The sequence below is a fragment of the Streptomyces sp. NBC_00637 genome (assembly GCF_045161545.1).
Lineage (GTDB): Bacteria > Actinomycetota > Actinomycetes > Streptomycetales > Streptomycetaceae > Streptomyces.
Window position 1 is genome coordinate 5,452,892 of the sequence record NZ_CP109046.1, and the last position, 14,997, is coordinate 5,467,888.

General features: G+C 72.2%; 13 protein-coding genes. 7 read left to right on the top strand and 6 right to left on the bottom strand.

The annotated features are described in order from the left end of the window. The first annotated feature begins 18 nt into the window (after positions 1-18). The 3 genes from OG440_RS23955 (at position 19) to OG440_RS23965 (ending at position 5,186) form a co-directional block, all read left to right on the top strand. Positions 19-2,664, top strand: coding sequence for an alpha/beta fold hydrolase (locus tag OG440_RS23955; RefSeq protein ID WP_406008838.1), 2,646 nt, complete (start codon positions 19-21; stop codon positions 2,662-2,664). Continuing rightward, complete coding sequence (locus OG440_RS23960) at positions 2,661-3,515, top strand: ABC transporter permease (RefSeq protein WP_406008839.1); 855 nt, start codon at positions 2,661-2,663, stop codon at positions 3,513-3,515. Before OG440_RS23955 ends, OG440_RS23960 begins: the two co-directional genes overlap by 4 nt. Before the next feature lie 141 nt (positions 3,516-3,656). Then, complete coding sequence (locus OG440_RS23965; RefSeq protein ID WP_406008840.1) at positions 3,657-5,186, top strand: von Willebrand factor type A domain-containing protein; 1,530 nt, start codon at positions 3,657-3,659, stop codon at positions 5,184-5,186. A gap of 64 nt (positions 5,187-5,250) precedes the next feature. Here OG440_RS23965 and OG440_RS23970 read toward each other — a convergent pair whose 3' ends face one another. The 3 genes from OG440_RS23970 to OG440_RS23980 form a co-directional block, all read right to left on the bottom strand. Further along, positions 5,251-5,658 (bottom strand): rodlin, encoded by a 408-nt coding sequence (locus OG440_RS23970; protein ID WP_406008841.1) that lies wholly within the window; start codon positions 5,656-5,658, stop codon positions 5,251-5,253. 128 nt (positions 5,659-5,786) lie between these two features. Continuing rightward, a complete protein-coding gene (locus OG440_RS23975) occupies positions 5,787-6,830 on the bottom strand; it encodes an LCP family protein (protein WP_406011439.1) in 1,044 nt (347 codons plus the stop codon). Between the two features lie 111 nt (positions 6,831-6,941). Next, positions 6,942-7,352 carry a rodlin gene (locus OG440_RS23980; protein WP_093778734.1) on the bottom strand — a complete coding sequence of 137 codons (411 nt, stop codon included), beginning with the start codon at positions 7,350-7,352 and terminating at the stop codon, positions 6,942-6,944. 230 nt (positions 7,353-7,582) lie between these two features. Between OG440_RS23980 and OG440_RS23985 the strand changes: the two genes are divergently transcribed. From OG440_RS23985 to OG440_RS23995, 3 genes are all read left to right on the top strand, one after another. Then, positions 7,583-7,996, top strand: a complete 414-nt coding sequence (locus tag OG440_RS23985) for a rodlin (RefSeq protein ID WP_406008842.1) — start codon at positions 7,583-7,585, stop codon at positions 7,994-7,996. 304 nt (positions 7,997-8,300) lie between these two features. Next, positions 8,301-8,528: a chaplin gene (locus tag OG440_RS23990; protein ID WP_406008843.1), complete on the top strand. Its 228-nt coding sequence runs from the start codon at positions 8,301-8,303 to the stop codon at positions 8,526-8,528. A gap of 106 nt (positions 8,529-8,634) precedes the next feature. Beyond that, positions 8,635-9,627: a chaplin gene (locus tag OG440_RS23995; RefSeq protein ID WP_406008844.1), complete on the top strand. Its 993-nt coding sequence runs from the start codon at positions 8,635-8,637 to the stop codon at positions 9,625-9,627. A 50-nt stretch (positions 9,628-9,677) separates the two neighbouring features. Here the strand turns inward: OG440_RS23995 and OG440_RS24000 are convergent, their stop codons facing one another. Together OG440_RS24000 and OG440_RS24005 are read right to left on the bottom strand one after the other, a co-directional pair. After that, positions 9,678-10,922, bottom strand: a complete 1,245-nt coding sequence (locus OG440_RS24000; protein ID WP_406008845.1) for an FAD-dependent oxidoreductase — start codon at positions 10,920-10,922, stop codon at positions 9,678-9,680. Continuing rightward, the gene (locus OG440_RS24005) at positions 10,922-12,265 is read right to left on the bottom strand and encodes an ATP-grasp domain-containing protein (protein ID WP_406008846.1); all 1,344 of its coding nucleotides are present in this window, start codon (positions 12,263-12,265) and stop codon (positions 10,922-10,924) included. The genes OG440_RS24000 and OG440_RS24005 overlap by 1 nt, the downstream gene beginning before the upstream one ends. A gap of 162 nt (positions 12,266-12,427) precedes the next feature. Between OG440_RS24005 and OG440_RS24010 the strand changes: the two genes are divergently transcribed. Then, positions 12,428-13,873, top strand: coding sequence for a glycosyl hydrolase (locus OG440_RS24010; protein ID WP_406008847.1), 1,446 nt, complete (start codon positions 12,428-12,430; stop codon positions 13,871-13,873). A 28-nt stretch (positions 13,874-13,901) separates the two neighbouring features. Here the strand turns inward: OG440_RS24010 and OG440_RS24015 are convergent, their stop codons facing one another. Continuing rightward, positions 13,902-14,963, bottom strand: a complete 1,062-nt coding sequence (locus OG440_RS24015) for a GNAT family N-acetyltransferase (RefSeq protein ID WP_406011440.1) — start codon at positions 14,961-14,963, stop codon at positions 13,902-13,904. Positions 14,964-14,997 lie beyond the last annotated feature (34 nt).

Consider the following 14,997-nt stretch of genomic DNA (forward strand, 5'->3'; position numbering starts at 1 on the left):
ACCCCGTACCGTTGAAGCATGGATCTTCGACTGCCCGGTCTGCGAGGACCACGGCGGCCGCGACGGATCGTCTCCGCCGTGGCCGCCGTGGTCGTACTCGCCGGTGCCGGTACCTGGACGGCCGTCGCCTCCGACGACGACACGCCCGCGGTGCACCGCGCCGACCGGGTCATGGCGGTGGACGGCGTACGCCTGGACACCTCCTACTTCACCTCCGGCGCAGCCGGCCGCCGCCCCGCCGTCCTCCTCGGCCACGGCTTCGGCGGCAGCAAGGACGACGTACGCGGGCAGGCCGAGAAGCTGGCCGCCGACGGATACGCGGTACTCACCTGGTCGGCGCGCGGCTTCGGCAAGTCCACCGGCAAGATCGGGCTGAACGACCCGAAGGGCGAGGTCGCCGACGTCTCCCGGCTGATCGACTGGCTCGCCGAGCAGCCCCAGGTGCGGCTCGACAAGGCCGGCGACCCCCGGGTGGGCGTGGCCGGCGCCTCCTACGGCGGCGCGATCTCCCTGCTCGCCGCGGGCTACGACGACCGCGTCGACGCGATCGCCCCCGCGATCACCTACTGGAACCTCGCGGACGCCCTGTTCCCCGACGGCGTGTTCAAGAAGCTGTGGGCCGGCATCTTCTTCAACACGGGCGGCGGCTCCGCCCGCTTCGAACCCGCGCTGGCCGCCATGTACGACCGCGTCGCCGAGTCCGGCACCCCCGACCCGGCCGCCCGCGCGCTCCTCGAACAGCGCTCGCCGTCCGCGGTCGCCGACCGCATCAAGGTCCCCACCCTGCTCCTCCAGGGCCAGACCGACTCCCTCTTCACCCTCGCCCAGTCCGACGCGGCCGAGAAGGCGATCCGCGCCAACGGCGCCCCCGTCGACGTCGACTGGCTCTCGGGCGGCCACGACGGCGGCGACCTGGAGGGGGATCGCGTCCAGACACGCGTGCGTGCCTGGTTCGACCGCTACCTCAAGGACGACAAGGCCGCCGACACCGGCCCCGCCTTCCGCGTCACCCGCACCGGAGGCGTCGACTCCACCGACGGCGCCGCCCAGCTCAGGGGCGCGAGCGCGGACAGCTACCCCGGCCTGGAGGCCGGCGAGCGCTCGTTCCCCCTGACCGGCCGCCGCGAGGAGCAGTCCTTCGCCAACCCGCCCGGCGCCAGCCCGCCCGCCGTCTCGGCCCTGCCCGGACTCGGTGGCGGAGGCCTCTCCCAGCTCTCCTCCCTCGGCGTCGGCGTCTCCCTCGACTTCCCCGGCCAGTACGCCACCTTCGACTCCGCCCCGGTCACCGGCGATCTGCGCGTCACCGGCTCCCCGACGGTCACCGTCCATGTGAAGTCGACCTCCGACACCGCCGTCCTCTTCGCCAAGGTCTACGACGTCGGCGGCTCCGGCAGCCAGGTGCTGCCCTCCCAGCTCGTCACCCCGGTCCGCGTCGACGGCGCCAAGGCCGGCCAGGACGTCACGATCACGCTCCCGGCGATCGACCACAAGGTCGAGGAGGGCCACCGGCTGCGCCTGGTCCTCGCCTCCACCGACCTCGGCTACGCCTCCCCGATGACCCCGGCGACGTACACCGTCTCTCTCAAGGGCGACCTGTCGGTCCCGACCGCCCCCGCCGTGACGACCGCGGCCGCCCCGCTCCCGTCCTGGGTGTGGTGGCTGCCCCTCGCGGGCGCGGCGATCGCGCTCGCCCTGCTGCTCACGGCCCGCCGCCGCACCGCGGGCCCCGCCCCCGACCCCGCGCTCGCCGAGGTCCCGCTCCAGATCACCGACCTGAGCAAGAAGTACGCGAACGGCGACCGCTACAGCGTCCGCGACCTGTCCTTCCGCGTCGAGAAGGGCCAGGTCCTCGGGCTCCTCGGCCCCAACGGCGCGGGCAAGACGACGACCCTGCGCATGCTGATGGGCCTGATCGGCCCCGACGGCGGCGAGATCCGGGTGTTCGGCCACGCCATCCGCCCGGGCGCGCCCGTCCTCTCCCGCGTCGGCTCGTTCGTCGAGGGTGCCGGCTTCCTCCCGCACCTGTCCGGCCGCGAGAACCTGGAGCTGTACTGGCAGGCCACCGGCCGCCCCGCCGGGGACGCCCACCTCGAGGAGGCCCTGGAGATCGCCGGCCTCGGTGAGGCCCTCGCCCGCGCGGTGCGCACCTACTCCCAGGGCATGCGCCAGCGCCTCGCCATCGCCCAGGCCATGCTGGGCCTGCCGGACCTGCTCATCCTCGACGAGCCGACCAACGGCCTCGACCCGCCGCAGATCCGCGAGATGCGCGAGGTGATGATCCGTTACGCGGCGGCCGGCCGCACGGTCATCGTCTCCAGCCACCTCCTGTCCGAGGTCGAGCAGTCCTGCACGCACCTCGTGGTCATGGACCGGGGCCGGCTGGTCCAGGCGGGCCCGGTCGCCGAGATCGTCGGCTCCGGCGACACCCTCCTCGTGGGCACCGCCACCCCCGTGGAGGAGCCGCTCGTCGAGAAGATCGCCGCACTGCCGGGCGTCGCCTCCGTGGCCCCTGCCGACGAGGGCCTGCTGATCCGCCTGGACGCCGACGGCAGCGCCCGGCGCCTGGTCGCCGAACTCGTCAGGCTCGACGTGCCCGTACAGGCCGTCGGCCCGCACCGCCGCCTGGAGGACGCCTTCCTCACCCTGATCGGAGGTTCCGCATGAGCACGCTCACCGAGGTCGCCTCCGGCTACCAGGCGGGCCGCACCCTGCCGCTGCGCGTCGAGCTGATCCGCCAGCTCAAGCGCCGCCGCACGCTGGTCATGGGCGGCATCCTCGCCGTCCTGCCGTTCGTCCTGCTCATCGCGTTCGCAATCGGCGGCGAGCCGGGCGGCCGCAACGACCAGGTCACCCTGATGGACACGGCGACGGCGTCCGGCGCCAACTTCGCCGCCGTCAACCTGTTCGTGTCCGCGGGCTTCCTGCTGGTCATCCCGGTCGCCCTGTTCTGCGGGGACACGGTCGCCTCGGAGGCCGGCTGGTCCTCGCTGCGCTACCTGCTCGCGGCACCCGTGCCCCGGACCCGCCTGCTGTGGTCCAAGCTCGTCGTCGGCCTCGGTCTCAGCCTGGCCGCCATGGTGCTGCTGCCGGTCGTCGCCCTCGCCGTCGGCTCCGCGGCCTACGGCTGGGGCCCCCTGGAGCTGCCCACCGGCGGCGCGCTCGACCCGGGCACCGCCGCCCAGCGGCTCGTGATCGTGGTCGGATACGTCTTCGTCTCCCAACTGGTCACCGCCGGGCTCGCGTTCTGGCTCTCGACGAAGACCGACGCCCCGCTCGGCGCGGTCGGCGGCGCGGTGGGCCTGACCATCGTCGGCAACGTCCTGGACGCCGTCACCGCCCTCGGCGACTGGCGCGACTTCCTGCCCGCGCACTGGCAGTTCGCCTGGGCCGACGCCGTCCAGCCCACCCCCGAGTGGTCCGGCATGATCCAGGGCACCGCCGTCTCCGTGACCTACGCCCTGGTCCTGTTCGCCCTGGCCTTCCGGGGTTTCGCCCGCAAGGACATCGTGTCCTAGGTCACCGGAGGGTCACCCACCGGTCTCGGAGGCCCGCTCCCGTGCCCGGTTCGAGACGGATCCGCAACACCCCGTGTCGCACGTTCCGGCCCCCCGGCCCGTCACAGTCACAGACGTCGACGGACACAGGGGGCACGGCACATGAAGACCTACCGCACACACCGGCCGCACCGGACACCACGCCTGTTCGCCACCGCGGCGGCCGCCGCACTGCTGCTCACCGGCTGTGGCGCGGGCGGCGACGGCGACTCCGGCGGGAAGGCCTCGGACGGAGCGGCCAGTGGCAGCGAGGCCTTCCCCGCGCCGGGCGCACCCCGCGCGGACGAGAAGGGTGAGGACGGCAGGGAGGCCGCCGGCCATCTCTCCACCTTCGCCCTCGACGTCGACACCGCCTCGTACGGCTACGCCCGCCGCACCCTCACCGCGGGACAGCTCCCGGCCTCCTCGACGATCCGCCCCGAGGAGTTCGTCAACAGCTTCCGCCAGGACTACGAACGCCCCGACGGCAACGGCTTCTCGGTCACCGTCGACGGCGCCCGCACCGGCGACGACGACTGGTCCCTGGTCCGCGTGGGCCTCGCCACCCGCACGGCCGCGTCCCGGACCGAACGTCCGCCGGCCGCCCTCACCTTCGTCATCGACGTGTCCGGGTCGATGGGCGAACCCGGCCGCCTGGACCTGGCCAAATCCTCGCTCGGCACGATGACCGACCGCCTGCGCGACGACGACTCCGTCGCCCTCGTCACCTTCAGCGGCGAGGCCGAGACCGTCCTGCCGATGACCCGCCTCGGCGACCACCGCGGCCGCGTCCACGACGCCGTCGACAGCCTGGAGCCCACCGACTCCACCAACCTGGGCGCCGGTGTCGAGACCGGCTACGCCACCGCCGTCGAGGGCCTGCGCGCGGGCGCCACGAACCGGGTCGTCCTGGTCTCCGACGCCCTCGCCAACACCGGTGACACGGACGCGGACTCCCTCCTCGAAAGCGTCTCCACCGCCCGCCGCGAACACGGCATCACCCTCTTCGGCGTCGGCGTCGGCAGCGAGTACGGCGACGCCCTGATGGAACGCCTCGCCGACAAGGGCGACGGCCACACCACCTACGTCTCGACCGAGGAAGAAGCCCGCGAGGTCTTTTCCACCGACCTCCCGCGCAACATCGACCTGACCGCCCGTGACGCCAAGGCCCAGGTCGCCTTCGACCCCGCGACCGTCGCCGAGTTCCGTCTCGTCGGCTACGACGACCGCCGGGTCGCCGACGACGACTTCCGTGACGACCGTGTCGACGGCGGCGAGGTCGGTCCCGGCCACACCGTCACCGCCGTCTACGCGGTGCGCGTCAAGGCGGGCGCCGACGGCCACCTCGCCACGGCCACCGTCCGCTGGCTCGACCCCGGGACCCGCGCCCCGCACGAGACGTCCGGCCGGCTGGAGACCGGCGCCCTGTACGACCGGCTCACCGACGCACCCGTCCGCTTCCAGGTCACCACGACGGCCGCCTACTTCGCCGACGCCCTGCGCGACCCGGAGACACCGCTGCCGGACGCCCCCACTCTGGGCGAACTCCGCGACACCGCCGATGCGTTGGCGGACGAGACCGAGGACAAGGACGTCCGGGGCCTCGCCGACGTCATCGCCGACGCGAGCCGTCTCGACCGACACGCGGGGTGACACACGGGAACGGCGGGCCACCGGAGAACCGGTGACCCGCCGTCGCGGTACGTCGGGCTGCGCCTCAGCCGTTGCCCGCGCCGTTGCCGGCCAGGACCGAGATGTCGTCCAGGATGTGCGACAGCGGCTCGTCGCCCTTGGCCTGGGTGCTGTTCTCGACACACTGCTGGTTCTGCGGGGCGGACAGGATCGGGATGTCCTGGACGCCGACGTTGACCAGGGCGATGAGCGACTGGGCGTTGAGCTTCGCCGGCAGGCCGATGCACGGCTTGTTCAGCGAACCCTGGACCAGCGAGAGCTGCGGGCTCATGTCGCCGAAGGTGGCGGAGTTGCCGAACTCCGACGAGGCGCCGTTACCGCTGGCGGACGTGGTGCCGCTGTCGTCACCGATGGCGAGGGCCTGCGGGGCGCTCAGCCCGGCGAGACCTGCGACGGAGGCGGCGAGGGCCGCGGTCGCCCACAGCTTCTTCATGTTCGTTCCCTTCGAAAACGCGGGCTCCGGGGGAGGAGCTGCGTGATCAACAACGCCCCGTACCCGCCAGGGGTTGCGCGCTGTGCCCCGATCGGCCCAGCGCATCGCGCACGACAACCGTGCGCCCCTCAGTGGCACGCGTACGCGCTCCCTCGCACCGGCTCCGCCTTGCCGAGAATGTCCGGCGGGTCCTTCGGCTTGGCCTCCGGACCCCCGCCGAGCAGCGGCCGGTCGTCGCGCACCGTCGCGAAGAGCGCGTCCGTCTCCTTCCGGTCCCAGGCCAGTGCCGCGCCGATACCCAGGCGGGCCGGGGCGAACCCGGCGATCGGCACGGTCGTGAACTCCGTCGCCGAGTCCGGCAGCCGGTGCAGCGCGGCCGCCAGTTCGATGAGCTCGCCGGCCTGGAAGCCCTGCCGGCCGGACCCGAGCAGCATCTCCGCCAGTTGCGTCATGCGTTTCGGGTGGGTGAGCAGCTTGCGTTCCCGCACCTCCCGCCACGCCTGGACGAGGAACCGCTGCTGACGCTGGATCCTGCCGAGGTCGGCGCTGTTGTCGACATGGCGCGAACGGACGTACTGCAACGCCTGCCCGCCGCCGAGCCGGTGCTTGCCCGGCTTGAGGTCGAGCCTGGTCGCGGGGTCCTTCAGCCGTCGCGGGGTGCACACCTCGACGCCGCCGATCTCGTCCACGCTGTTCATGAAGCGCCGGAAGTCCACCTGGAGGAACCGGTCGATGTTCAGCTTGGCCATCGACTCCACGGTCCGGATCATGAGTTCCGGACCGCCCTCCTGGTAGGCCGCGTTGAGCTTCGCGGGGTGCGGCGGGCGTTCCCTGGCCCCGGGCTTCTCCCGGTACGGCGGGATCTCCGCGTAGGAGTCGCGGGGCATGCCGATCACGCTGACGCGGTCCCGGTGGGCCGAGACGTGGATCAGCATCAGGACGTCCGAGCAGCCGCAGGGCTGTCCGCCGGCGTGGAACTTCTTCTTCTGGTGGGCGGTGAGCGTGTCCCGTTCGTCGGTTCCCATCAGCAGGATGTTCAGCGCGCGCGGGGCATGTCCCCGGCCGGGGAATCCGGGGAGTGAGGGGAGGGCGGAACTGCCGAGCAGTGCGCCCGTGGCGGCCAGGACGATTCCGGGAATCGCCAGGCGGCGTGGCCAAAGGTTTCTCTTCATCGTCACGCGCCGCACGCTAGAACAGCGGGCCGCCGATGATCCGGCGGCCCGCTGTCCGGGCGGATAATCCACCCGAGGGCTCAGGAAATGAACCCGTTCACCACGTCGGACTCAGTGGTTGGCGGCACCGTTGCCCGAGAGCGCGGAGATGTCGTCCAGGATGTGCGACAGCGGCTCGTCGCCCTTGGCCTGGGTGCTGTTCTCGACACACTGCTGGTTCTGCGGGGCGGACAGGATCGGGATGTCCTGGACGCCGACGTTGACCAGGGCGAGGATCGACTGGGCGTTGAGCTTCGCCGGCAGGCCGATGCAGGGCTTGTTGAAGGAGCCCTGGATGAGCGCCATCTGGGGGCTCATGTTGCCGAAGGTGGCCGAGTTGCCGAACGACTGGCTGGCACCGTTGCCGCTGGCGGAGGTCGTGCCGCTGTCGTTGCCGATGGCAAGCGCCGGAGCTGCCGCGGCGGCGGAGACGCCGACGACGGAAGCCGCGACCGCGGCTGTGGCCAGAACCTTCTTGATCACTGGTGAGTCCCTTCGGTGAGAAGCCCCGTCCACCGGAGCGTTCGGATTAACTTCACCTGACCTGTTTGGTTGCTCCGGTTCACTCCGATGGCCTATTGAGGTGAACTCCGGGCGCCGGGACGGAAAAACCGATCGGGTGACTGACCGCAACCAAATCCGGCGCTTCCGGTTGGTTCGGTGGCAGGCACATGGTCCTGGCCAGGAGTCAGGACAGGGAAAGGAATAGCGAAATGCTCAAGAAGGCAATGGCCGCGGCGGCGGTCGCCGCTTCCGTCGTCGGTATGTCCGCGGCGGTCGCCCCTCAGGCGCTTGCCATCGGGGACGACGCCGGCACCACCTCGGCCAGCGGCAACGGCGCGCACGAGGCGTTCGGCAACTCGGTGACCAAGGGCGACATGAGCCCCCAGGCCACCCTGGTCCAGGGCACGGCCAACAAGCTCTGCGTGGGCCTGCCGGCCAAGGCCGACGTGCAGTCCGTCCTCGCCATCATCGCCAACATCGGTGTCCAGGACATTCCGGTCCTGTCCGCCCCGCAGAACCAGCAGTGCGCCGAGAACAGCACCCAGGCCAAGGGCGACGAGCCGCTGTCGCACATCCTGGACGACATCTCCGCGCTCTCGGGCAACGGCGTCGCCAACCACTGACGTCCCCGGCACCGCCCGCCGGGCGGCCCGTTCCGTTCCCGGCGGGCCGTCCGGCCGTGGCATTTCTTCCCACTGACGTCCTGTCATTTTTACTTGCCATCAAGAGGAATCGTTTCCGCTTCGGTGCGCCGTTCGTGTGAATTGCCGGAAGGCGTTCGAGTGAATTCCCGTACGACCCGCGTTTCTTAGTTTCTTCGGCCGTCTATCTCTCGTTTGCAGCTTGCGGGTCATGGTGCGAGCCGTTCCAGTTGCGCTCGCTCGGTTTCGACCGTCATCTGGGCATGACCGCAGAGAAGGGAAAGTCATGAAGAAGAGCGCTGCTGTTGTCGCGGGTCTGATCCTGGCCCTCGGCGGGGCTGCCCCCGCCTTCGCCGACGCGGGTGCGAACGGGGCTGCCATCGGCTCCCCGGGTGTCCTGTCGGGCAACGTCATCCAGGTTCCGATCCACATCCCGATCAACGTGTGCGGCAACTCCATCAACATCATCGCCGCGTTGAACCCGGCCGGCGGCAACGTCTGCGTCAACGACTGACGACACGACACACCAGCCGTACCGCTGGATCGAGGCCGGTCCTGGACGACATTCCTGTGGTCCAGGGCCGGCTTTTCCCACTTCTCCGAGCAGGAAGACAACGAGATTGCGACAGACCCTGAGCAGGGGAATGGTCGCGGCCGCCGCCGCGACGGGCATCCTGTCCCTGTGCGCGGGCGGCACCGCCCTCGCCGACGCGACAGCCGAAGGAGCCGCCAAGGGTTCGCCCGGGGTCCTGTCGGGCAATGCCGTCCAGGCCCCGGTGCACGTCCCGGTCAACGCCTGCGGCAACTCGGTCGACGTCGTCGCCGCGCTCGACCCGGCGTTCGGTAACTCCTGTGCCAACCTCTCGGACGCGCACGGGCATCGCTCACAGGGCGTACCGCACGCCGAGGGTGAGCCCCGCGACGGCGACGCCGGCTACGGCGAGTCCCGCGACGAGGATTCCGGCTACGGGAACTCCGGCTACGGCGACTCCCAGGACGAGGATTCCGGCTACGGCAGGCCCCACCACGAGGATTCCGGTTACGGCGACTCCGGTTACGGCGACTCCGGACACGAGAGCCACGGTCCCGGTGACGACTGCGGAGGCTACGGCGACACCTGCGGCGGTGGCGGTCACTCGACCCCGCCTCCCGGAGGGGGTCACTCGACTCCGCCGGGCGGCGGTCACACGACGCCGCCTCCGCACGGTGGTGGCAGCACCCCGCCCGGCGGTGGTCATACGACTCCGCCTCCCGGAGGGGGCCACTCGACTCCGCCGGGCGGCGGTCACACGACGCCGCCTCCGCACGGCGGCGGCAGCACCCCGCCCGGTGGTGGTCACACGACTCCACCTCCGCACGGCGGCCACTCGACCCCGCCTCCGCACGGCGGGCACTCCACCCCTCCGCCGCACGGTGGTGGGGGAGGCGGTCAGCCGCCGCACGGTGAGCACTCCACGCCTCCGGAAGGCGGTGGTGAGCACAGCTCGCCGCCGCAGCTGCCGCACACCGGCGGCGACCGCGACGCTCTGCTGGCCGCCTCCGGCGTCAGCGCGGCGCTCATCGCGGGCGGCGTCGTCCTGTACCGGCGAGGACGAGCCGCGTCCCGTCGGTGAGGCACCGGGTACCGGATGCCCTCGCGTCCGGTACCCACACCCCGTCCGGCTCAGCGCCGTACGGTCTCCGCCGCGCCGTGCCGGCCCGGTGCCGGGATCGCCCCGCTCGGCACGTCCGTGTGCAGCCGGCGCCGCACGCCCCGGACTAGGGTGCCCGCCGTGAACGTCGCGCCGTACACGAAGCGCATCGCCGGACCGAAGCCGGCCGCCGTCACCAGACCGGCCAGGAACAGGCCGGGGTGCGACGACTCGAAGTCGCGGCCCACCTCGGGGGAGCCGTCGGACACCGTGGCCAGCGCCCCGCGCAGTTCGCCGGAGAGCAGTCCGAGCCGGTCACGGGTCGCCTTGAAGCCGGTGGCCGCGATCACGTGCTCGGTGTCGAAGGAGTCCGCTCCGGCCACCTCGAGCCGTACCCCGCCCGGGACCGCTCGCGCCGCCGTCACCTCGTGGTCGAGACATACCCGGACGGAGCCCTCCACCCGGTCCCGTAGCCACCAGGCGCCGGCCGGGCCGAGCGCCGTCGCCGCGATGCGTGCCCGGGTCGGTTCCGGGAGCCGGCGGTAGAAGCCGGGGCGTTCGGCGTAGAACCAGTTGCGCCAGCCGCAGCCGAGCCCGCTCTGCGGGGAGCGCGCCGCCTGCCATCGCGGGCGCTCCCACGGTGGCGGCACGTCGTTCCATCGCAGCCGGTCGGCGCGGGCCAACACCCGTACCTGGCAGCCCTGTTCGGCAAGCAGGGCGGCCGTCTCCAGGGCGGCCTGGCCGCCGCCGATCACCGTGACGTCCCGGCCCCGGAAGCGGTCGAGGTCGCCGTGGTGGCTGCTGTGCGAGACCAGGTCGGGGGAGAGCCCGCGCAGGGCGGCCGGGATCTCGACGAAGGGCATGACGCCGACAGCCAGGGCCACCGTCCGCGTGTGCACGGTCTCGCCGTCCGCGGTGACCGCCTCGAAGCCGCCCGGGCGGGACACGATCCGGGTCACCGTGCGTTCGTCGACCTCGGGGACGGCGTTGCGGGCGAACCACAGCCCGTACCGGGCGAACATCTCCACCGGGATCGGCTCCCCGTGCCGGGCCGTGACGCCCTGGGTCGCGCAGTACGCGTCGAGCCGCCAGCGGGCCGACGGGTCGGAGAGGTTGGAGGCCCACGGCTCGGACTTCAGGAACATCCCGCCCGGCATGTTGTCGCGCCAGGAGGCCATCGGCCGGCCGAAGACACGCAGGTTCAGCCCGGCGGCCGCGGCGTGCGCCGCGATGGACAGGCCGTACGGGCCCGCGCCCACCACCAGCAGGTCGTACATCAGCAACTGCTCGCTTTCTCGTCGTCGGTCGGTGCGGCCGGGGCGGTCGCGGCCGGGGCCGGTGCGCCGGGGGGCGGTTCGGTGAGGTCGGTCAGGGACGGCGTGGGCGGCGTCGCCTGGCGGACCACGCGGGGCCGGACCCCGGCCGCGCCCGAGGCACCGGCCCGGCGCAGCCGGTCGAGCAGCCGACGGGCGACGTGGGCGCCCCACAGGCCCCACATGGCCCGGCCGGGAGCGGTGTCGTCGCCCGCGTGCCAGGCCAGCTCACGGCCACGGCGCGCCGGTCGCAGCGCGGCCAGCGGGGCGTAGTTCTCCACCACGAACGCCCGGCCCGGCAGCGGCATCCCCGCGGGCAGCGGACGGTGTGTCAGGTCGAGATGCTGGGCGCGGACGACGTCGAGTCCGGCGCCGTCGCTGAAGAGCCGGAACTGGGCGCCGGGGCGCGGGTTGAAGTCGAGCAGGTGGTAGTCGCCCGTCGCGCCGCAGCGGCGGAAGTCGAGGTCGAAGATGCCCCGGTAGCCGAGTTCGTCGGTGAGCCGCTGGGCCAGCGTCCGCACCTGCGGGTTCTCGGTCCACTCGCCCACCGCCGTGAGCCCCGCGCCGCGTGGCCAGGCACACAGCTTGCGGCCCGGTCCACCGCCGCCGACCGCGCCGGCGCGGTCGACGTACCCGTGGAAGAACCAGTCGCGGTCCGGGCCCGACGGCAGGAAGGCCTGGAGCAGCAGTTGGCTGCCGGCCTCCTCGGTGCGCAGGTACAGGTCGCGCGCCTCCTGGGTGGAGCGCACCACGAGGGTGCTGCGCAGCCCCGAACCGGCGGGCAGCAGCCAGGGCCGGCTCCACTTGGCGACCACGGGCAGACCGAGCCGCCAGGCGGCGGAGGCCGCCTGCGCCGCGCTGTCCGGGATCACGGTGAGCGGGTGCGGCACGTCCGCCGCCGCGCACAGCCGGGTCAGTTCCGCCTTGTCGGCGACGCGTTCGGGCACCGCGCACGGCTGTTGCGGCAGCAGGTAGGCGGGCGCCAGTTCCTCGCGCAGGCGGCTCACCGCGACCGCGCCGGCGTCGTCCATCGGGATCAGTACGGCGGGCCGTTCGATGCGTGCGGCCACCCGCAGCAGGGTGGCGGCGATGTCGGCGAGGGTGGCGCCGGGCGGCGGCGGGGGATGCAACTGGCGTACGAATCGGGACTTGCGTACGGGGCTTCCCGTGGAGTCGGCGACCACGTGCACGTCGATTCCGGCTCTGCCGAGCGAGCGCACGGCACCCAGCGTTCCGTGGTGAAAGGGATTCCGGTCGATCCGCAGCAGAACGGCGGGGACGCGGGTGTCGAGCAGCGACTCGGGCATTTTTTTCCGGGTCCTTCGGTTCAGTTCACCGGTATGGGCGATCGATTTACTCGAAAGCCGTAACGACGGTGGCGCAGTTCCTTTTCGTGTGACTTTCATATGACTGAGTGTCAGTAACGCGCGACCCCTGCGTGTTACGTGAGAGTGGAGAAAGGAGCAGGCATGGCCCCACAGCAGCGACGCGCGCGGTCCCGCCGGCTGGCCGTCGTCGCGGCAGCGGTCGCGGCATCGGCCGCGCTGGCGTCCGGACCTGGATTCGCCGCGGGCGCGGGGGTGGTGCGGGTAGCCGATCCTCCCGCTCCCACCCCCACCGTCCCGACGGCCGCGGCGACCCTCCCCGCACCCCTCCCGCCCGACCCGGCCGTGACCGTCCCGCCCGACCCGGCCGTGGCCGTCCCGAGTGCGACACCGGCGGCACCCGTGACCCCCGAGACGCCGGTGGTCCCCGAGGCGCCCGTGACCCCGGCGGAGACGGTCACGCCGTCCGCCCCGCCCGTCCCGTCCGCCCAGCCCGCGAAGGTCACCCCCGCCTTCGGCGCCTACCTCGACTACGGCGCCCGGGGCGTGGCCAGGATCGCCGAGCTCAGCGAGTGGCTGGACGGCGCCGAGCTGCGCGTCGGCCACACCTACCTGCCGGGCGACCGGTGGCACAACATCGAGGGCCCGCCAGGCTTCCTCGACGTGTGGGCGGACTGGAGGCTGGAGAAGGACGACCGCATGCTCGTCCTCAACGTGCCCATGATGGAGCGCAACGAGGAGGGGGTGTCCGACGACGAGGTGCGCGGGCTGCTGCGGCAGGGTGCGGCCGGGGAGTTCGATCACCACTTCAGGGCTCTCGCGGAACGGCTGGTCGCACTGAAGGTGCCGGACACGGTGATCGTGCTCGGCTGGGAGATGAACGGCATCACGTACACCCATCGGTGCGGACCGGACCCGGAGGCCTGGAAGAAGTACTGGAACAGGATCGTCTCCACCATGCGCTCGGTGCCGGGCCAGAAATTCAGGTTCGACTTCACGCCGACCCGCGGCAAGGACGCCGTTCCGTGGACCGAGTGCTATCCGGGGGACGACACGGTCGACATCCTCGGAATGGACTCCTACGACCAGCCGACCGGCCTGTCCTTCGACGAGCAGGTGAAAGAACCCTACGGGCTCCAGGCACACGTGGACTTCGCCAAAAGCCATGGCAAGCCCATTTCCTATCCCGAATGGGGACTCTTCCGCAACGGTGACAACGCCGAATACATGCGGCGCATGCTCGCCTGGATGGACGAGCACAAACCGCTGTACAACACGGTGACCGACTACTGCCCGCACGGTGTGTGGCAGTGCCGGCAGAACCCGCAGTCGTCGGCCGTCTACCGTTCGCTGCTCTCCGGCCGTACCGACGAGCCGACCACGCCGCCGACGAGTCCGGCGCCGTCCGTCGACCCCTCCGTGGAACCGTCCGTGGAGCCGTCGCCCCCGGCACCCTCGACGGATCCCACGACCGAGCCCTCCCCCGAACCCACGGTGCCCTGCACACCGATGGACCTCGGCGACTGGGTCGAGTACTGGATCGGCGGCAAGCTGTGCTTCCGGTTGGACTGGTTGTCGGACGACGACTGATCCGCGGTGCGGTGGCGGCAGGCCCGCGTCAGGACCTGCCGCCACCGTCACGCTCCCTCCGCTGCTCCAGCCGGAGCAGCAACTCCTTGCCCCGCCGTCGCGCGGCCACGTCGCACACGACCGCCGACAGCAGCGGCGCGGTACGCCGGCGGGCCAGCAGCAGCCGCTGGTTGACGACCGGTTCGGGCCGCCAGTGGTGCTTGTAGGGCTCGTTGCCGCGCAGCAGGCTGAGCGCGGCCCGGCCCCCGCTGCGGGAGTGCTCGGCGCACGCGTCGAGCAGCATCACCGCCACGTCCGCCTTGCGTTCGCGCAGCCGGGGATGGGCGCCGTAGAGGTACCCGCCTGCCAGCCGTCGCGACAGCAGGGTCAGATCGACGGCCACCACGTCGTCGTCGAGCCGGAACTCGGTGACCACCGCGTCCCCGGAGCGCACCATCGGACCGACCGACCGCACCAGGTGCTCGCAGAACCGCTCGCGCAGGTGCTCGCCCGTCACCTTGCGCCCCTGCCACTGCAACTGGTGCAGTTCCAGCAGCCGGCGCAGCGCCGCATCGACCTCCTCCGCGCACACGACCTGACGCTCGACGCCCAGCGCGGTCAGCTTGCGCAGCTTGGCGCGCACCCGCTGGGCCTTCGCCGACGGCAGCCGGGCCACCAACTCGTCCATGGGCACCGCGGGCAGCTCCAGGCACACCGAGTCGCTCACCCGTCGCCGGGGGCCGCGCCAGCGCTCGTACACCTGCTCCACCGCGCCGCCCGGCCGCACCTCGCGGAAGTCGATCAGTGCGGTGCGGGCGGCCGCCGCGAGCCCCTCCGTGAGCGCGGCGACGGCATGCTCGCCCTGTTCGTCGTCGACGAGGACGTCCCCGTAGTCGGAGATCGCCCCGCCGAGCGGCACGAGCGACGGCAGCGGTCGGCGTACGGCCATCAGCGGGGCCACGGCGACGAGTTCACCGCCGTCGCGGACCAGCAGCAGACGCAGCCGGCCGCGTCTGCCGTACGACAGCCACCACGAGTGGAGCCAGGCGTGGCTCTGGAACGGGGTGGCGCTCGCGCACCGCTGGTACAGCCGGCCCCAGGCGGGGGCCATGGCGGCGAAGACCTGCTCGTCGGTGACGAGTTCG